The organism is Flavobacteriales bacterium (genome assembly GCA_026129465.1).
GTDB lineage: Bacteria > Bacteroidota > Bacteroidia > Flavobacteriales_F > PHOS-HE28 > PHOS-HE28.
Window position 1 is genome coordinate 3,718,849 of record JAHCIA010000001.1, and the last position, 17,802, is coordinate 3,736,650.

Sequence of the window (17,802 nt, forward strand, 5' to 3'; positions counted from 1 at the left end):
TCCACGCGCAAGGGGCCGATCCATGAACGGTGCGCGCCGCACGGCCTGCGGAACGGGGGAGTAGCTTTGCAAGCGTCGCCCACCAGGGTGGCCCCGGCCCATGAGCACCAGCCTGAAGGACGTGAAGCGCGTCACCACCCACACCCTGCAGGAGATGAAGGCCGGTGGACTGCCCATCGCCATGCTCACGGCCTACGATTATTCGCTGGCGCGGCTGGTGGATGGCGCGGGCGTGGACGTGATCCTTGTGGGCGACAGCGCCAGCAACGTGATGGCCGGCCACGAGACCACCCTGCCCATCACGCTGGACCAGATGATCTACCACGCCGGTGCCGTGGTGCGCGGCTGCCAGCGGGCGCTCATCGTGGTGGACCTGCCCTTCGGCACCTACCAGGGCAATACCAAGGGCGCGCTCAATTCGGCCATACGCATCATGAAGGAGAGCGGAGCCCACGCCGTGAAGCTCGAGGGCGGGCGCGAGGTCATCGGTTCCATCGAGCGCATCCTCACGGCGGGGATCCCGGTGATGGGCCACCTGGGCCTCACGCCACAGAGCATCTACAAGTTCGGCACCTACGTGGTGCGCGCCAAGGAGGAGGCCGAGGCCCAGCGCCTGCGCGAGGATGCCAGGCTGCTGGAAGAGGCCGGTTGCTTCGCCATCGTGCTGGAAAAGATCCCCGCCAAGCTCGCGGCCGAAGTGGCCGCCAGCGTCTCCATCCCGGTCATCGGCATCGGCGCGGGCAACGGCGTGGACGGGCAGGTGCTGGTGCTGCACGACATGCTGGGCATCAACCAGGAGTTCAATCCGCGCTTTCTGCGCCGCTACGCGGATCTGCACGGCATCATCTCCGGTGCCGTCTCCGGATACATCCGCGACGTGCGTTCACGCGATTTCCCCAATGCCGATGAGCAGTACTGAGGGCCCGCCCCTGCGGATCCTCCACCAGGACGACCACCTGCTGGCGGTGGACAAGCCCTGCGGCATGCCCGTGCAGGACGATCCCAGCGGCGATGCGTCGCTCACCACGCTCGTCGCGCAGCTCACCAGCGGCCTGGCACCGGCGCATCGCTTGGACCGCCCGGTGAGTGGCGTGGTGCTCTTCGCGCGGACGCCGGAAATGTCAGCGAAGCTCAGCGCGCTGTTCCGTGCGCGCGCCATCGGCAAGATCTACTGGGCCGTCGTGGAGGGAAAGGTGGAAGGCGAACACCGCTTGGAGCATGCACTGCAACGCGACGGCCGGGCACGCAAGTCCCGCCTGGAGACCGGGACGCCTGCGGGAGCGCGCAGCATGCTGCACCTGCGCACCTTGTCCGCGGGCGATCGGTACAGTCTGTTGGAGGTATCGCCCGGTGGCGGGGCCTTTCACCAGATCCGCGCGCAACTTGCGGCCTGGGGCCACCCCATCAAGGGCGATGTGAAGTATGGCGCGCGGCGGGGCGAGCGTGGCAGGGATGCCGCGGCCCGCAGCATCGCTTTGCATGCGCGTTCGGTCACGTTCGACCACCCCGCCACCGGCGAAAGCATGACCGTGACCGCACCAGCGCCCGAGGGCCGGATCTGGCAGGTGCTGCTGGAACTGGCGGGGATCGCGGGCCATTGATGCGGGCCCTATCTTGAGCCCGCACGAACGCTCAAGCATTCCAGCATGCATCGATCCATTACGCTACTTCCACTGGCCGCGATCCTTTTCACCCAGGCGCCCGCTCAGGTGCTGCTGGACCACGAGTTGTTGGAGACCTGGACCGTGCAGGAACTCATAACGAACGGCATCGGCAATGCGTCCTTTCCCATCGAGGTGTACAAGATCCGCTACGCCACTCTGGACCCCTTCGGCGAGCCCACCATCGCCAGCGGCGCCTTGGTGCTGCCCGTCTCCAACGATTGCTTCCATGCGCTGGCGGCCTATATGCACGGCACCATCCTCCACCGGGAGGACGTGCCCTCGCGGCTCAGCGGGGAGATCATCGTGGGGCGCTTCATGGGCGCCACCGGTTATGTGGGCGTGCTGCCCGACTACTTGGGGCTGGGTGATTCGCCCGGCATGCATCCGTACATCCATGCGGCATCGGAAGCTTCCGCCAGCATCGACATGCTGCGCGCGGCGCGGGAGTTCTGCGCGGAGAAGGATGTGCAGCTCAATGGCCAGCTCTTCCTGGTGGGCTACTCCCAGGGCGGGCACGCCTGCATGGCCACCCACAGGATGATCGAGGAGCAATACGCCGAGGAATTCACCGTGACGGCCAGCGCACCCTGCAGCGGTCCGTACGACGTCAGTGGCGTGCAGGCCGAAGTGATCGTCTCACCCGATCCCTACCCCGCGCCCTACTACCTGCCCTACATCCTCTTCGCCTACCACCATGTCTACCCCGGCATGGTGGACGATCTGGGCGATGTGCTGAAAGAGCCCTGGGCCACGCTGCTGCCACCGCTCTTCCAAGGCAACAATGGTTCAGGGCCGGTGGACGCGGTGATGCCCAACGTGCCCAGCCAGATCCTGAAGGATGAGGTGCTGGCCGACTTCAACAGCGACCCGGACCACTTCTTCCGTGTGGCGCTGCGCGACAACGACCTCTACGACTGGACCCCGCAGGCCCCGGTGCGCATGATCTATTGCGAGGCGGACGACCACGTGGTCTACCAGAACAGCATCGTGACCTTGCAGGCCATGCAGGCCAACGGCGCCGCATCCGTGCAGGCGATGAGCGCCGGCGCGAGTTTCGACCACGGCGGCTGCGCCTTCCCCGCGCTGCTTTCGGCCAAGGCCTGGTTCGATCAGCTGCAGGGTGATTGTGCCTGGACCGGCATCGATGGAGCCGTTCCAAGCGTGTGGAGCGTCCATCCGAATCCGGCGCACGACCAGCTCTTCATCTCCGCCAGCGATGCCCGCAGCGGCCGCCATTCGTTCGCACTCCACGCCGCCGATGGCCGTGCGGTCCTGCAGGGTTTCGCGGACTTCAGCATGGGCGCGGCCCGCATCGAATGGCCATCGCTGACGCCGGGGCTGCACCTGCTGCGCTTCGCGGAAGGATCGGCGTTGCGCGTGGTGATCGAGTGATCGGTTCAGTTCGGGTCCACGTCGGTGACGAGGCGCACGGGTGCGTGCTCGGGCAGGGCGAAGACGCGGTCGATCGTCTCGCGTACGTATGCCTTCTCGCTGTGATGCGCGCTGCGGCGGATCTTGATCATCAGGTCGCGCAGGTGCAGGTCGCGCACGCGTGACACGCCGGGGATGTCGGGTCCCAGGACACGCTCGCCGAGCCCTTCACGCAGCGCTTCCGCCAGCACACGCGCCGTGGCCGCCACGCGGTCCTGGTGGCGGTGCTTCAGCGTGAGCTTGATGATGCGTGTGAAGGGTGGGTAGCCGTGGGCCAGACGGTGGCCCAGTTCGCGCTGGTACATGCCTTCCACATCGTGCCGCGCCACCAGGTCCAGCACGGGGTGGCCGACCTCATCGGCCTGGATCACCACCGTGCCGGGCGTATCGCGCCGGCCGGAGCGGCCAGCCACCTGCGCCATCAATTGGAAGGCCCGCTCGTGGGCGCGGAAATCAGGGAAGCGCATCAGGTTGTCCGCGTGCAGGATGCCCACCACGCTCACGCGGTCGAAGTCCAGGCCCTTGGTCACCATCTGCGTGCCCACGAGGATGTCGAGCGCCCCTTGGGCGAGGTCCTCCAGGATGCGGTCCACGGCGTTGCGGCCGCGCGCGGTGTCCTGGTCCAGCCGGGCGATGCGCGCCTCGGGGAAGAGACCGGCGAGTTCCTCCTCGATCTTCTCGGTGCCGAAGCCCAGCATGCGCAGGCGGTTGCCGCCGCAATGTCCACAGACCACAGGCGGGGTGTAGCGCCGCGCACAATAGTGGCAGCGGAGTTGGTGGTCGTGCTTGTGGTAGGTGAGGCTCACGTCGCAGTGGTCGCACTCGGGCACCCAGCCGCAGGCCGCGCATTGCCAAACGGGCACATAGCCACGCCGGTTCTGGAAGAGGATCACCTGTTCGCGCCGTCCGATCGCCTGTTGGATGGTGTCGATCAAGGTGGCGGAGAAATGCCCGCGCATCTTCTTCATGCGTCGTGCTTCGCGCAGGTCCACGCGCAGGATGGAGGGCATGGGCAGGTCGCCGTAGCGCGTGAGGAGCTTCACATGGCCGTACTTCCCCGCATGGGCGTTGTGCAGGCTTTCCATGGAAGGTGTGGCCGAACCCAGGATGGTCCTGGCCCCGTGCAGCGCGGCGAGCACGATGGCCATGTCGCGTGCCTGGTAGCGCGGGGCGGGCTCATGCTGCTTGTAGCTGGGGTCGTGCTCCTCGTCCACCACCACCAGGCCGAGCTTGGTGAAGGGCAGGAACAGCGCCGATCGCGCGCCCACCAGAATGGAAGGCCCTTCGCCGCGGGCCATGCGCATCCACAGGGCGGTGCGTTCGCGCTGCGGCATGCGCGAGTGGTAGACGGCCACGCGGTCGCCGAATAGGCCGCGCAGCCGCCCGATCATCTGGGAGGTGAGCGCGATCTCCGGCAGCAGGTAGAGCACCTGGCGGCCCATGGCCAGTTGCGCATCGATGGGCCGCGCGTACACCTCGGTCTTGCCCGAGGAGGTGACGCCATGCAGCAACACCACGTCCTGGCGCTCGAAAGCCGCCTCGATCTCCGCCAGTGCCTTCGCCTGCGCATCGCTGAGCCGGCCCGCGGGTCGTTCGTAGGGTCCTTCCGGTGCGCTGCCCGCCTCGCGCTCGTAGGTCTCGAACAGGCCCTTCTCCACCAGCTGCCGCAGCATGGCCGCGGTACCGCCACTGAGGTGCAGCAGCTTGCGCTTCTCCACTTCGCGCGGGGCATCGCTCAAGCATCGGCTCAACTCCACGTAGCGCATCAGCATGTGCAACTGCTTGGGCGCCTTCTTCTCCAGTTGGTCGAACCAGTCGTGCAGCGCCTCCTCCTCCGATGCGGCGGTGGAGAGGCGCACATAGCCCACCATCCTGGGTTTGTGGTCGTCGCGCAATTGTTCCTCCAGCATCAACGCGCCGCGTTCCATCAGCCGCTTCACGGCGGGCATGGGGTCCTTCACTTCGAGGATCTCGCCCGCCTGCGCCAGGGTGAGCACTTCGCGGCCCGCCAGGGCGGCGAGCAAGGCTGCGGAAGCGCGGTCATGGGCGGCGTCGGCCACGGGGCCGGGAGCGGCCACCAGGCGTGTCTCGCTGGTCAGGGTGAGTTGGCCGGGCAGCGCGGCGATCATCACTTCGCCCAGGGTGCAGAGGTAGTGGTCCGCGATGCGCTGCCAGAGTTCCAATTGCGTGGTGGTCACCACCGGGGCGTCGTCCAGGCGTGACAGCACTTCGCGTGGTGCATGGTGGCCGGGGGCTTCATCATGCACACGCTGCACCAGGGCGCCGTAGATCTTCCTGCCCCGTCCGAAGGGCACGGCCACGCGCATTCCGGGCACCACGGGACCCAGGCCATCGGGCAGGGCATAGGTGAACCGGCCGGGCACGGCCAGCGGCAGGATCACATCGGCGAAGCGGTGCGTGGACAAGAGCACAAAAATGGGCGCTCGTGACGTGGAAGGTACCGATCATGTCCTTCAAGTCACCGTTGGGCGATCCAATGATCCCCCGGGCAACAATTCGGCGATGTCGTTTGTCTTATCGGCATGGAAGCCAGGAAACGAACCCGCACGCCCAAGGAGCAGGCGCCGGAAACGCCCTCGACCTCGCAGGTCTACGACCAGGATACACCGCGCTGGAGGCGCTACTACCAGCAGGTGCGCAAGAGCATCCGTTTTCCGCGGTACTACAAGAAGCAGTTGAATTGGTGACGCGCCGGCAGGCGTCCATCGACAGTGTGCTGTTGGCCGATCGGAGCTGAAGCCGCCGATCGCGATGGGGACCCAGGGATACTTTCACCGCGCCGCGAACCATCGCGGACCATGCGCATGGCGGATCGCTCGCGGGAACCCCTTACGCCCATCCTCATCCTCGGTGGGCTTTTCTTCCTCTTCGGATTCGTCACCTGGCTGAATGGCGCGCTGATCCCCTACCTGCGCATCGCCTGTGAACTTGACAACTTCAGTGCGCTGCTCGTGGCTTTCGCCTTCTACATCGCGTACTTCTTCACGGCGTTGCCGGGAGCCTGGCTGCTGCAACGCATCGGATTGAAGAACGGCATGATGGCCGGGCTGCTGGTGATGGCCCTGGGCGCATGCCTCTTCATTCCGGCCGCGATGTTGCGCACCTATGGCCTGTTCCTCACCGGCTTGTTCATCATTGGCACGGGACTGAGCGTGCTGCAGACGGCCTCCAATCCCTACATCACCATCGTGGGGCCATTGGAAAGCGCGGCGCGCCGCATCAGCATCATGGGCATCTGCAACAAGGTGGCCGGCGTGCTGGCCCCGATCGCGCTGGGCTATGTGGTGCTGGCCGATGGTGATGCCTTCGTGGCGGCGCTGGAAGGACTGGCGGACGCGGAACGTGCGCAGCGGTTGGACGAACTGGCCCGCCGGGTGATCGTGCCCTACGCGGGTATGGCGGCCGTGCTGGTCGCTTTGGGCTTCCTGGTGCGCCTGGGGCCTTTGCCGGAATTGGAATTGGATGGGGAGCAGGGCATGGCTGCGGGTGGGCGTGAGCGGGTGCTGGACCACCCCTGGCTGGTGCTCGGGGTGGTGGCCCTTTTCCTCTACGTGGGCGCCGAGGTGATCGCGGGGGATACCATCGGGCTCTATGGCCAGGCGCAGGGCATGCCGCTGGCCACCGCGCGGCAGCTCACCAGCTGGACCTTGGGCGCCATGGTGGTGGGCTATGTGCTGGGCATCATCGCCATACCGCGCTTCATCACCCAGGCGCGCGCCTTGGCGATCTCCGCCTGGCTGGGGGTGGCCCTTACCCTGGCCGCCTTGTTCACGGAAGGTCCACTGTCGGTCTGGTGCATCGCACTCCTGGGCCTGGCCAACGCGCTCGTCTGGCCGGCCATCTGGCCGCTGGCGATCCGCGATCTGGGCCGCCACATGAAAGTGGGCAGCGCGTTGCTGATCATGGCCATCGCCGGTGGGGCCTTGTTGCCGTTGCTCTACGGCCGTCTCAGCGACCTGCCGGCGATCGGCCCGCAGTGGGCCTACGCCGTTCTGTTGCCCTGCTATCTTTTCATCGCCTGGTACGCCCGTCGCGGTTCCCGCCTGGAACGCTGGTAGTGGAAGGCCGCCATGGGCCACGCCAGGGCTGTTGAAAAGTGAAGCCTTTCGCGCCCGAGCCCCGTAGAAGGCCCACTTACCTTCGGCTCCGAACCTTAGCCCCGTACGCTCCGGTATGATCACGCCCTTGACCCCCAGGACCTTTCCCGGTTTGGCCATCATCCTGCTGCTTGCCGCCTGCGGCGGTGGCGCTGGCGATGCCAGTGACCAGGGACAAACCCCGTCCATTCCCGAAGCGCCTTCCGATGAGCAGGTGATGCGCATCGGTGACCGGGTCTTCAGCATTCCATCACCGGCGCAGACCGCGCTGGCCATCCGTGAAGCGGGCCTGCCCTACCGGAAGGACCTGCCGCTTCCGCTGGAAAGCGCCAGCACCAGTGCGGGAAAGACCAACCAGGCCACCCTGCTGGGCATGCTCGGTGCGGACCTCGCCTATGTGACCGTGCATCAGGACGGCCAGCGGGCCATGGCCACGTTGCAGGCCATCGAGAAAGTGGGCAATCAGTTGGACCTGGGCAATGCCTTCGACAAGAGCCTGCTGGACGGCTTCAAGAAGAACCTCGGCAACGAGGACAGCCTGCTGCTCTTCAGCGGCACCGCCTTCCGCGCTGCGGATCGCTACCTGAAGGAGAACGACCGCGATGACGTGGGTGTTCTGGTGCTGGCCGGCGGCTGGATCGAATCCCTGCACCTTGTGCTCAACGATGCTGAGGCCGTCAACGTGCGGACGCTGGTCCACCGCATTGGCGACCAGCGTGGTACACTGGATGGCCTGGTGGCCTTGCTGGAAAAGCAGGCCGACGTGGATGCCGAGGGCCTGCTCAAGGGGCTGCGAGGCCTTCAGGGCCAATTCTCGGGCATCAAGCGGGCCTACACCTATGAGGAACCCGTGACCGACGCCTCCGCCCGCACCACCTACATCAACAGCAAGTCCAGCGTGGAGATCCCGCCGGCCACCATCGATGCCATCCGCGAACAAGTGAACGCGCTCCGCGCCCAGATCATCGCATGACCATGCTTCGCCATCTGATATTCCCCATCACCCTGCTGGCCACCGCGCCGGCCGCCATGTCGCAGGGCATGTGCGAGCCCATCGCCAGCCGCTGCGAGCAGCACATCACCGCACGTTACATCCCCGACGGGCAGTTCTATCGCGCCCTGTTGCAGGGAGACGAGGTGGCCGAGTTCGGTCTGACCCTCTTCGGTGGCACCACTTACCGTGTGGCGGCCTGCAGTGGTGAAACGGACGGCATCCTCCAGTTCAGCGTCTATGACCGCGAGCGCAACCTGCTTTTCAGCAACCGCGAACACAGCAATGCCCCTTACTGGGACCTGGCCGTGACCAACACGCTGGATGTCACCATCGAAGCCGCGCTGGACGCCTCGAAGGCCGGCAGCGGTTGCGCCGTGATGCTCATCGGCTTCAAGAAGTAGCCTGGCCACAGGGCCAAAGGCCCGTGAACCTTTGGGCGCCCCTCCCGTAAAGAGGGGCGCTCTTTTTTCGGGCCATCCCACAGGACGAAAGGACGCATGAGCGAGAAGATCCTCAAGGCGCTGCTGCAACTCTTCGCCATCATCGCACGCGGTGATGGCGCGGCGGATGGTGCACGTGCGGTGAACGCCCTCACTCTGGAGCGCTTCCTGCGCCGCCAATTCAGCCCGGAGGAGGCGGCGGCCCACATGGCCCGCTTCGCCGAATTCGTGCAGGACTACCATGGCGGTGCCCGCGCCACGCGCAAGCGCACCTCGCTCAACTCGGTGAAGATGCTCGGCATCTGCACCCAGGTGAACCAGGAGCTCGACCGTCGCCAGAAGTTCGTGGTGCTGCTGCACCTGCTGGAGTTCATCCATGCGCATGATGAACCCAGCGAAGAAGAGACCGAGTTCGTGACCACTGTGGCCGAGACCTTCAACATCGGCCAGGAGGATCATATGCGTTGCCGCCGATTCGTGCGCCAGCGGAAGCAGGAGCGCGAGGACGCGGAGCATCTGCTTTACATCGACGCGGCCCTGGGCAACACCATGGCGCGCGCGCGCCATCTGCACACCCATGCGTTGCCCGGCGATCTGCGGGTGCTGCATCTGCCCAGCGTGAACCTGTACGTGATGCGCTACACCGGCGATGACCGGGTGCTGCTCAACGGCCAGCCCATGGATCGCGACAGGCACTATGTGCTGGGCAACGGCAGCAGTGTGCGCCCGCCCAACGGGGTGCCCATCTACTACAGCGACATCCTGGGCGCCTTCATGGACCCGGCGGGCAGGCCGCGCATCGTGTTCCAGGCCGACGGCATCGAGTTCGTCTTCCCGAACGGCCGCACCGGCCTGCATGAGCTGCATCTGGCCGAGACCTCCGGGAAGCTCATCGGCATCATGGGTGGCAGCGGCAGCGGCAAGAGCACCCTGCTCAACGTGCTGAATGGCAACCTGCGCCCCAGTCGCGGGCGCGTCACCATCAACGGCATTGATGTGCACCGTGAACGCGACCGCATCCGCGGCGTGATCGGCCACGTGAGCCAGGACGACCTGCTGATCGAGGAACTCACCGTGTTCCAGAACCTCTTCTACAACGCCCGGCTCAGCTTCGGCGACCTGGACAAGGAACAGGTGATCTCACGCGTGCTGCGCATGCTGCAGAGCCTGGGGCTCTATGAGGTGAAGGACCTGAAGGTGGGCAGCCCGCTGGACAAGACCATCAGCGGCGGCCAGCGCAAACGGCTCAACATCGCGCTGGAACTCATCCGCGAGCCGAGCGTGCTCTTCGTGGACGAGCCCACCAGCGGCCTAAGCTCGCGCGATTCGGAGAACATCATGGACCTGCTGAAGGAGCTGGCCCTGAAGGGCAGGCTCGTCTTCGTGGTCATCCACCAGCCCTCGTCGGACATCTTCAAGCTATTCGACCGGTTGCTGCTGCTCGACCAGGAGGGCCACCCGGTCTACCACGGCGACCCCGTGGACGCGGTGGTCTACTTCAAGCGTGTCACCGGCCAGGTGAACAGCGAGGTGGGCCAGTGCGCCGCCTGCGGCAATGTGAACCCCGAGCAGATCTTCAACATCCTGGAGTCGAAGCTGGTGGACGAATACGGCAACGAGACCGACCAGCGCCGCATCAGCCCCGAGGCCTGGAACGAGGTGTTCCGCGCCCAGGCGGTGGGGCGCATGGAGCAGGTGCCACAGGAACGCAGCGTGCCGCGCAGCACCTTCACCACGCCCTCGCGCCTGCTCCAATGCATCGTCTACCTCAAACGCGACCTGCTGAGCAAGCTCGCCAACCGGCAGTATGTGCTCATCAACCTGCTGGAAGCCCCCGCGCTCGCCTTTCTGATGGCCTTCTTCCTGAAGTACCACCAAAGCGGCCATGGTGATGCGGCATATGTGTTCCGGGAGAACGACAACCTGCCGCAATTCCTCTTCATCGCCGTGATCGTGGCGCTGTTCCTGGGCCTCACCGTCAGCGCCGAGGAGATCATCCGCGACCGGCGCATCCTGCAGCGCGAGAAATTCCTCGACCTGAGCCGGGCCAGTTACCTGGTGAGCAAGGTGACGCTGCTATTCACGATATCGGCCATCCAGACGCTGCTCTTCATGCTGGTGGCCACGCAGGTGCTGGGCATCCGCGACCTGTTCTGGGCGCACTGGCTGGTGCTCTTCAGCACCTCCTGTTTCGCGAACGTGCTCGGCCTGAACGTGAGCGCCAGCTTCAACAGCGCCAAGGTGATCTACATCATGATCCCTGTGCTGATCATCCCGCAGCTGCTCTTCAGCGGCATCATCGTGAAGTTCGACAAGCTGCATCCCTGGTTCGCCTCGGAGCGCAGTGTGCCCTGGATCGGCAACATCATGGCCTCTCGCTGGGCCTACGAAGCGCTCGCCGTGACGCAATTCATGGAGAACGCCTACGAGCGTGAATTCTACCGGCACGACCAGCGCATGCGCACGGCCAACTGGAAGAAGGACCTTTGGGCGCGCGAGCTGCTGAACCGTTCGGCCGATGTGCGCCGCGCGCTGCGCGAGGGCAGGCCGGTGGAGGAGGCTTCCGCGGACCTCGATCTGCTGCGCACCGAACTGGCCCACGAGAGCGCGTCCCTGGAAGGGTTCAATTTCGACGGGATCGAACGGTTGCGCCCGGGCCGTGTGACGGACGCCGTGCTGGACGACGCCGATGCCGCGCTGAACACCCTGATCGCGCACTATCGCCGCACCTTCAAGGAGGCCGAGAAGGAGAAGGAAGGGCGCATCGCGGAGATGACCGGGGACCCCGCCGCACGCACCGCCTATTTCCGGCTGTACGACCAGCACCGCAACGAGGGTCTGGCCGAAGTGGTCACCAACAAGAATGATGTGAACGTGATCGTGGAGTACCGCGGGGGGCTGGTGCGCAAGAGCGACCCCATCTACCTGGAACCCGCGCGCGGCGGATTCTTCGCGGCCCACTTCTACGCTCCGTCCAAATGGCTCATGGGCCGGCGCCTGCCCACGCTCTGGGCCAACGTGGGCATGCTCTGGACCATGTCCCTGCTGTTGGGCCTTGCCTTGTACCTGGAGTGGTTCCCGCGCGCGATGGCCTGGATGCCCGGCCGCAAGGGGAGTTGACCGGCGTGCCTAAGCGCCGCCGTCCACCTCGGCGATCTCGATCATGCGGAAGGGCACATTGATGATGCCCGCGTAGTCCTCGCCCGCCTCCAGCATGTCCTCGTCGTCGCGCTCGTAGTGCCATAGCACGGCCGTTTCGTTCCCGGCCATGCGGATCGCCTCCAGCTTCTTGAAGACGTCCAGGATGCACTTCGATGAGCTGGTGTTGAAGTATTCGAGCTGCACATGCAGGGCGGTCTTGCTCTTCACCCCGCGTGAGTAGCGGTCCAGCCAATCGATCAATGGCTTGTAGAAGTCGATGGAGTTCTCCGGAATGGAGCGGCCCTTGATCTCGAGCAGGCCGGTCTCGGCGTCGAAGCGGATCGAGGGGGTCTTGGCGGTCCCTTCGATCACAAGAGGTCCCATGGTGGCCATGTGGTGCTAGGTGGTGACGTTGACGTTGAGGCTGAAGAAGGCGTTGTCGGTATCGAAGGGCACGAAGCCGTATTCCAGCTTGCCACCGCTCTTGCGCGCGATGTCGATCATGCCCAGGCCACCGCCGCCATGCAGGCTGAACTGGCCATTGCTGAGACGTTCCCGGTAGAGGTCGCGAAGCTGGTCGGCGGCCAGGTTGTTGATCCGGTCCAGATGGGATCGGAGCTGGTCCACATCCGCGCCGGCCATGAAATTCCCGGTGAGCACCGAGTAGCCGTTCTCGGACTGGACGATCATCACCACGCCATGGGGTTCATCGGTGGGGCTGGCCTGGCCATCGCTCACCTTGAGGCGCGCGTTGTGGTGGAAGAGGTTCTGCAGGCACTCCATCACCACGTTGAAAACGCGCTTGCGCGCGCGCGGGTCGGGCTCGATGATCTCCATCTTCCGCTCCACCAGCCCCAGCAGCGCGGTGACCAGATCGCCGGTCAGATCGCCTTTGAAGGAGAGCATCACGCGCTGACGCTCCATTTCGTCGTAGAGGTCGTAGATCCTGTCGAGCATGCGGAACGATCGAGGGGCGTTGAGGGGACCGTCAGGCAAAACAAGCCGCGACCGGCCGCGAGCAAGGCCCGTGGATGGTGGAGTTATCCACGTACTTGTCAACCCGCCTTCGGATGATGCCCTACATTGGCGGCCCTTTCCAAGCACCTGCGATGAGCTGGTCCACGCCCTGGTTCGATTCGCGCTACTACGAATTGCTGTATGGCCACCGCGATGAGCGCGATGCGGCCCTATGGGTGGAGGCCATCCTGGCCCGTTGGCGGCTGCCGGCCGGCAGCCGGGTGCTGGACATGGCCTGCGGCAGGGGGCGGCACGCCCGGTGCCTGGTAATGGCCGGCATGCGGGTCACGGGCATCGATCTGTCACCTGCCAGCATCATCGCTGCCCGCGAGCGCGTCCCTGAGGCCGAGTTCCATGTGCACGACATGCGGGAGCCGATCCCAGGTGCCGAGTTCGATGCGGCGATCTGCCTGTTCACGAGCATCGGCTACACCGCGGCACCAGAGGATGATCTGCGTGTGCTTCGATCCGCGCACACCATGCTGGCCAGGGGTGGCCATTTCGTGCTGGATTTCATGAACACCCCCAGGGTGCTTGGGAACGTGATGCCCGATGAGGACCGGCTGATCGCGGGTGTGCGCTTCCATACCGAACGGCGGCAGGAGAATGGCACGCTGGTGAAAAGCATCACCGTGGATGACGATGGCCGTATGCATCGCTTCGAGGAGCGGGTTCGCCTGCTGCGGCCCTCCCAATTGGAGTGCTTGGCCGAGGAAGCCGGGCTTGTGGTGGTGGACCGCACCGATGGCCCCCGCCTGGACCCCTTCGATCCGCTTCGTTCCGATCGCTTTGTGCTCTGGACCACCAAGGAAACCGCATGATCGAGGTCATCGCCATACTCTTCTTCGTGCTGCCCCTGTTGGCCGGTGGCCTCGTCCGCATTTTCCGGCCGCAGGCGGACCACCTGCGTCTGCTGCTGGCTTTCAGTGGCGCCTTTCTGCTGGCCGTGGTGTTCCTGCACATGCTGCCCGACCTCTATGGCGAAGGACATGGGGGGGTGGGGTCCTGGGTATTGGCCGGGTTCCTGCTCCAGGTGGCGCTGGAGTATTACAGCCGGGGCATCGAGCATGGGCACCTGCACGCCACCACGGGCCAGGCCCTGCCGCTGCTCACCCTGTTGAGCCTTTGCATCCATTCCTTCGTGGAGGGCATGCCTTTCGCCGATGCTGGCGTGGCCGCGAACAGGCCTTTCGTGGCCGGGGTGCTCCTGCACAAGATGCCCATGGCCATCGCCCTGGCCACGGTGCTGCTGCGCTCGGGAAGTGGACGTTCCTACAGTTGGATCGTACTCCTCGTTTTCGCCGCCGCCGCTCCAGCGGGCATCCTGGTGGGCTGGCTGGCCGCCGACAGCATGGGCGGGGACATCCTCCACCGCTTGCTGGGGCTGGCGATCGGCATGCTGCTGCACATCGGCGCCACCATCATCTTCGAAAGCGCGCCCGAGCATCGCATGCGTCGCGATAGGGCCCTGGCCGTGTTGCTGGGTGTGCTGCTCGCCGCCTTGTCCAGCCATTGATCCTCGCGCCGCGTTGGATACCAAGAATATGGAGCTGCGCGCCTGACCGCACCCATTGACTCAGGCCCCCCCGATCGCGGTACTTTGCACTACGGCGCGGAACCTGCGGCAACGAGAGGCAGCGGAGGTGCGTCACCAAAGCGGCAACACCAGGCCATGATCGCCGAAACACGCCTATTTCTTCGTTTGGGGATCCTATCCTTCGCCGGACTATTGTTCTACTACATGCACCTGTTCTTCGGGGTGATGGAGAACGTGCTCCTTTTCAAGGTCCTGGCGGTGACCTTCCTGCTGGCCACCGTTCCCCTGCCCATCATCGCCATCAACAACAAGAAACTCTTCCCGGAACTCACCCCCAATGGCCGCATGGTGCTGAAGCTGGCCACCACCTTGTTGCTCTTCCACCATTTTCTCATGACGTTCATCTTCGTCATGTTCCTCAAGGGCGAAGTGGTGTTGTAGTTCCTGCGGGCCATTCGCGCCCGCCTTTCGGTGTTATTTCGTGGCATGTGTCTGCTGGTGCTGGCCCATCGGGTGCACACCCGTTACCCCTTGGTGGTGGCGGCCAACCGGGATGAGTTCCTGGAGCGGCCCTCGGCCGGCGCGCACTTCTGGGCCGATCATCCGGGGATCCTGGCGGGCCGCGATCTGCGGGCGGGTGGTACCTGGATGGGGCTGAGCCGGCAAGGCCGGTTCGCGGCGTTGACCAACCACCGGGACATGCGTCGTGCCTGGCCCCAAGGTCCATCGCGCGGCGCTGTGGTGGTGGAAGCCCTGCTCAGTGACGCGCACAAGCTGCCCCCGACCGCCACTGCCGGGTACAATCTCATCTATGGACCCATCGGCCGGTTGCGCTACCACAACAATGTGGATGGCACGGACATGGCCCTGCCCACAGGAATCCTGGGATTGAGCAACCATCTGTTGGACACACCGTGGCCCAAAGTGCAAAGGGCCAAGGGGCACTTGGAAGAAGTGCTCGCGGGCCATGGGGCCGATCCCACGGAAGACCTCTTCGACATGCTTGCGGACGAATGCCCGGCACCCGTGGAGGCGCTGCCCGATACGGGTGTGGGCGAGGCATGGGAGCGCGCCCTGGGCAGCATTTTCATCCGCACTCCCAGCTACGGCACCCGGGCGAGTACGGTGCTGCTGGTGGATGCCGGGGGGGTGGCCACCTTCATCGAGCGGTCGCACGATGGCGGGGGTGAAAGCCGGCATACCCTGGATCTCGGTGCGGCCTGGGCTGACCGTGGGTGAACCACTTGCCTGCAGATGGTGTTCCATCAGGGAACCCCGCCCCATGTTCGGACTCTTCAAGAAGAAAGACCCGCGCGCCGCCCTGGAGCGGCGCTACCGCCAATTGTTGGAGGAAGCGCATCGCCTGGGCCATGTGGACCGCAAGGCGAGCGATCTGAAGCGTGCGGAGGCGGAGGAGGTGCTGGCGGAGATCGAGCGATCCGGTCAGGCGCGGAAGTGATCCCCATCCGGTGGTGATCGGTGCTGAAGGGTGCCGTCCCACCGACGGATAAGCACGCACACCATTGGATCGATCGTGCTGGCAACAGGGCCAGGGAGCGGGCTACCCTTGCCCGTTGCCAACAACCACCCGCCATGCCGGAACCATCCCGTCCACTACGTGCCGGTCTTCGCGGGGTCATGCTCGCATCGTGCATGGTGCCGGGTGTCATGGTCTCCGGCCAGGACATCGGGGCGATAGACCTGAAGAAGCCGGTCACCATCAGCGGCAACCTGAACTTTTCGCTCGAGACCTACAGTGTGGATGGCATCACGGCACGGCGCCAGCCCTTTACCTGGATGCTCAGCGGCGCCCCCACGGTAACCGTGTTGGGCGTGGCCATGCCTTTCCAACTGCTGTTGGGCAATTTCGAGAACCGCTTCTACCAGCCCTTCAACCAGTATGGTGTAAGCCCGCGCTACAAGTGGCTCACGCTGCATGCGGGCTACCGGAACGTGAACTTCTCGCAGTACACGTTGGCCGGATATCGCATGCTGGGAGGCGGTTTGGAGATCAATACGGCCTACAAGCCTGATGGGCCGCGCTCGGGCTTGCGCATGGGCTTCATGTACGGACGGCTGAACCGCAGCACGGCGCTGGATTCCGCCCAGTTCGCCAATCCGCTGGCCTTCCGTCCGATGCCCAGCTACCGGCGCATGGCCTATGCGGCCAAATTGGGCATGGGCCACCACGAGGGTTTCGTGGACCTGACCTACCTGCATGGCTGGGATGTGGAGAATTCATTGACCTCGCTGCAGCGCGACAGTGTGCCACCGCAACGCAACACCGCCGTGGGCATAGCCTGGCGCAAGGACCTCTATCGGAAAGACAAGCGACGCCTGTTCTGGAAGGCGGACCTGGGAGCCAGTGCCTACACGCTGGACGATCGCCAACCGGCGAGGGCCACCGATGGCGAAGTGGGGCTTGTGCAGGAAGTGCTGGGCGGCTGGCTCGGGGCGAAGATCTCCACCCAGTTCCTCAGTGCCGGCGAGACCAGCCTGAACTACCAGGCACCCAAGGGCGGGCTTGCCCTGCTGTACAAGCGGGTGGACCCCGAGTACCGCAGCATGGGCGCCTATTTCTTCCAGAACGATATCGAGCAGTTCACCGTGGCGCCCAATCTGCGTTTGGACAGTGGCCGGGTGAGCCTCAACGGCAGCTTCGGCCTTCAGCGCGACAACCTCAGCGGCCAGCGGCTGGTGACCAGCGAGCGGCTCATCGGCAATGTGGGCATGAACTGGAACCCCACGCAGCGCTTCGGCCTCAATGCCAGCTGGAGCAATTTCGGGGTGACACAGAACCCCACGCGCGTGTCGCCGGAGTCCGAATTGTTCAAGCAGGTGAGCAACAACTGGACGTTGGTGCCCTACCTGAACCTCATCACGGACAAGACGGTGCGCAGCATCCAGCTGGTGGGGGTGTATCAATCGCTCAACAGTCCGGTGGCCACTATCAACGCGGCACCCGACCAGCACACGCTGGTGGGGGCCCTGGTGTACAGCCACACGTGGATCCACCGGGCCATCACCACCACCGCATCGCTCAACTACAACAACACGGTGCTGGCGCAGGGGGATGTGGGTTCGCTGGGTGCGGGATTGGGCATGGGCTTCCCGGTGCTCAAGCGGAAGCTGCAATTGGGCTTCAACACCATGTACAACCGCAACCATTTCAATGGCACGGAGAACGGCTACACCCTGAGCGGCATGCTGGACCTGGGCATCGCGGTGCACAAGAAGGGGCGCCTGTCCCTGCAAGGGATCTACCTGCGCAACGAGGCTGCGGACGAAACAGTGTTCCAGACCTTCCATGAGATCACCTCCCGGATCACATACGGGATCAACTTCTAGAACATGGCGACGAAGCGATGCGAAGAGGTGCCGGGCACCAACGGACCCGGGAGATGTGGCGTCAGCGGATCCTATGCAGGTCGATCCGCACTGATGCTTCTGCTGGGGTGCT

17 protein-coding genes are annotated in these 17,802 nt (G+C 64.9%); 14 read left to right on the forward strand and 3 right to left on the reverse strand.

Going from position 1 to position 17,802, the window contains the following annotated elements; genetic code table 11:
- Positions 1-100: 100 nt before the first annotated feature.
- The 3 genes from panB to KIT10_15685 are packed head-to-tail and all read left to right on the forward strand — an operon-like array spanning position 101 to position 3,056.
- Entirely contained in the window at positions 101-919 is an 819-nt protein-coding gene (gene panB / locus KIT10_15675) for a 3-methyl-2-oxobutanoate hydroxymethyltransferase (GenBank protein ID MCW5900696.1), read from the forward strand.
- The gene (locus KIT10_15680; GenBank protein ID MCW5900697.1) at positions 906-1,601 is read left to right on the forward strand and encodes an RluA family pseudouridine synthase; all 696 of its coding nucleotides are present in this window, start codon (positions 906-908) and stop codon (positions 1,599-1,601) included. The genes panB and KIT10_15680 overlap by 14 nt, the downstream gene beginning before the upstream one ends.
- Positions 1,602-1,646: 45 nt before the next feature.
- Entirely contained in the window at positions 1,647-3,056 is a 1,410-nt protein-coding gene (locus KIT10_15685; protein MCW5900698.1) for a hypothetical protein, read from the forward strand.
- A 5-nt stretch (positions 3,057-3,061) separates the two neighbouring features.
- Here KIT10_15685 and priA read toward each other — a convergent pair whose 3' ends face one another.
- On the reverse strand, positions 3,062-5,521 hold the full coding sequence (gene priA / locus KIT10_15690) for a primosomal protein N' (GenBank protein MCW5900699.1): 2,460 nt from the start codon (positions 5,519-5,521) through the stop codon (positions 3,062-3,064).
- A 117-nt stretch (positions 5,522-5,638) separates the two neighbouring features.
- On the opposite strand from priA, the gene KIT10_15695 reads away from it, so the two are divergent.
- From KIT10_15695 to KIT10_15715, 5 genes are all read left to right on the forward strand, one after another.
- Entirely contained in the window at positions 5,639-5,803 is a 165-nt protein-coding gene (locus KIT10_15695; protein MCW5900700.1) for a hypothetical protein, read from the forward strand.
- A gap of 111 nt (positions 5,804-5,914) precedes the next feature.
- Positions 5,915-7,174: a sugar MFS transporter gene (locus KIT10_15700; protein MCW5900701.1), complete on the forward strand. Its 1,260-nt coding sequence runs from the start codon at positions 5,915-5,917 to the stop codon at positions 7,172-7,174.
- 151 nt (positions 7,175-7,325) lie between these two features.
- Positions 7,326-8,186, forward strand: coding sequence for a hypothetical protein (locus tag KIT10_15705; protein ID MCW5900702.1), 861 nt, complete (start codon positions 7,326-7,328; stop codon positions 8,184-8,186).
- 2 nt (positions 8,187-8,188) lie between these two features.
- A complete protein-coding gene (locus KIT10_15710) occupies positions 8,189-8,608 on the forward strand; it encodes a hypothetical protein (protein MCW5900703.1) in 420 nt (139 codons plus the stop codon).
- Between the two features lie 96 nt (positions 8,609-8,704).
- Complete coding sequence (locus KIT10_15715; protein MCW5900704.1) at positions 8,705-11,767, forward strand: ATP-binding cassette domain-containing protein; 3,063 nt, start codon at positions 8,705-8,707, stop codon at positions 11,765-11,767.
- A 9-nt stretch (positions 11,768-11,776) separates the two neighbouring features.
- On the opposite strand, the gene KIT10_15720 is transcribed toward KIT10_15715, so the two are convergent.
- Together KIT10_15720 and KIT10_15725 are read right to left on the reverse strand one after the other, a co-directional pair.
- Positions 11,777-12,172 (reverse strand): DUF1987 domain-containing protein, encoded by a 396-nt coding sequence (locus KIT10_15720; protein MCW5900705.1) that lies wholly within the window; start codon positions 12,170-12,172, stop codon positions 11,777-11,779.
- A 15-nt stretch (positions 12,173-12,187) separates the two neighbouring features.
- Positions 12,188-12,745, reverse strand: a complete 558-nt coding sequence (locus tag KIT10_15725) for a SiaB family protein kinase (protein MCW5900706.1) — start codon at positions 12,743-12,745, stop codon at positions 12,188-12,190.
- A gap of 152 nt (positions 12,746-12,897) precedes the next feature.
- Here KIT10_15725 and KIT10_15730 point away from each other — a divergent pair, with 152 nt between their 5' ends.
- The 6 genes from KIT10_15730 to KIT10_15755 all read left to right on the forward strand — a co-directional run bounded on the left by KIT10_15730 (position 12,898) and on the right by KIT10_15755 (position 17,690).
- On the forward strand, positions 12,898-13,626 hold the full coding sequence (locus KIT10_15730; GenBank protein MCW5900707.1) for a class I SAM-dependent methyltransferase: 729 nt from the start codon (positions 12,898-12,900) through the stop codon (positions 13,624-13,626).
- Positions 13,623-14,321 (forward strand): ZIP family metal transporter, encoded by a 699-nt coding sequence (locus KIT10_15735; protein ID MCW5900708.1) that lies wholly within the window; start codon positions 13,623-13,625, stop codon positions 14,319-14,321. The genes KIT10_15730 and KIT10_15735 overlap by 4 nt, the downstream gene beginning before the upstream one ends.
- A 156-nt stretch (positions 14,322-14,477) precedes the next feature.
- Positions 14,478-14,783 carry a hypothetical protein gene (locus KIT10_15740; protein MCW5900709.1) on the forward strand — a complete coding sequence of 102 codons (306 nt, stop codon included), beginning with the start codon at positions 14,478-14,480 and terminating at the stop codon, positions 14,781-14,783.
- 45 nt (positions 14,784-14,828) lie between these two features.
- Positions 14,829-15,581: an NRDE family protein gene (locus KIT10_15745; GenBank protein MCW5900710.1), complete on the forward strand. Its 753-nt coding sequence runs from the start codon at positions 14,829-14,831 to the stop codon at positions 15,579-15,581.
- A 43-nt stretch (positions 15,582-15,624) separates the two neighbouring features.
- Positions 15,625-15,801, forward strand: coding sequence for a Lacal_2735 family protein (locus KIT10_15750; protein ID MCW5900711.1), 177 nt, complete (start codon positions 15,625-15,627; stop codon positions 15,799-15,801).
- 179 nt (positions 15,802-15,980) lie between these two features.
- A complete protein-coding gene (locus KIT10_15755; protein ID MCW5900712.1) occupies positions 15,981-17,690 on the forward strand; it encodes a hypothetical protein in 1,710 nt (569 codons plus the stop codon).
- Positions 17,691-17,802: the final 112 nt, after the last annotated feature.

What these genes read in the sequence shown, in the direction of transcription:
- panB (MCW5900696.1), top strand. Translation starts at nt 101, where the DNA reads ATGAGCACCAGCCTGAAGGACGTGAAGCGCGTCACCACCCACACCCTG.
- KIT10_15680 (MCW5900697.1), top strand. Translation starts at nt 906, where the DNA reads ATGAGCAGTACTGAGGGCCCGCCCCTGCGGATCCTCCACCAGGACGAC.
- KIT10_15685 (MCW5900698.1), top strand. Translation starts at nt 1,647, where the DNA reads ATGCATCGATCCATTACGCTACTTCCACTGGCCGCGATCCTTTTCACC.
- KIT10_15695 (MCW5900700.1), top strand. Translation starts at nt 5,639, where the DNA reads ATGGAAGCCAGGAAACGAACCCGCACGCCCAAGGAGCAGGCGCCGGAA.
- KIT10_15700 (MCW5900701.1), top strand. Translation starts at nt 5,915, where the DNA reads ATGCGCATGGCGGATCGCTCGCGGGAACCCCTTACGCCCATCCTCATC.
- KIT10_15710 (MCW5900703.1), top strand. Translation starts at nt 8,189, where the DNA reads ATGCTTCGCCATCTGATATTCCCCATCACCCTGCTGGCCACCGCGCCG.
- KIT10_15715 (MCW5900704.1), top strand. Translation starts at nt 8,705, where the DNA reads ATGAGCGAGAAGATCCTCAAGGCGCTGCTGCAACTCTTCGCCATCATC.
- KIT10_15720 (MCW5900705.1), bottom strand. Translation starts at nt 12,172, where the DNA reads ATGGGACCTCTTGTGATCGAAGGGACCGCCAAGACCCCCTCGATCCGC.
- KIT10_15725 (MCW5900706.1), bottom strand. Translation starts at nt 12,745, where the DNA reads ATGCTCGACAGGATCTACGACCTCTACGACGAAATGGAGCGTCAGCGC.
- KIT10_15730 (MCW5900707.1), top strand. Translation starts at nt 12,898, where the DNA reads ATGAGCTGGTCCACGCCCTGGTTCGATTCGCGCTACTACGAATTGCTG.
- KIT10_15735 (MCW5900708.1), top strand. Translation starts at nt 13,623, where the DNA reads ATGATCGAGGTCATCGCCATACTCTTCTTCGTGCTGCCCCTGTTGGCC.
- KIT10_15740 (MCW5900709.1), top strand. Translation starts at nt 14,478, where the DNA reads ATGATCGCCGAAACACGCCTATTTCTTCGTTTGGGGATCCTATCCTTC.
- KIT10_15745 (MCW5900710.1), top strand. Translation starts at nt 14,829, where the DNA reads ATGTGTCTGCTGGTGCTGGCCCATCGGGTGCACACCCGTTACCCCTTG.
- KIT10_15750 (MCW5900711.1), top strand. Translation starts at nt 15,625, where the DNA reads ATGTTCGGACTCTTCAAGAAGAAAGACCCGCGCGCCGCCCTGGAGCGG.
- KIT10_15755 (MCW5900712.1), top strand. Translation starts at nt 15,981, where the DNA reads ATGCTCGCATCGTGCATGGTGCCGGGTGTCATGGTCTCCGGCCAGGAC.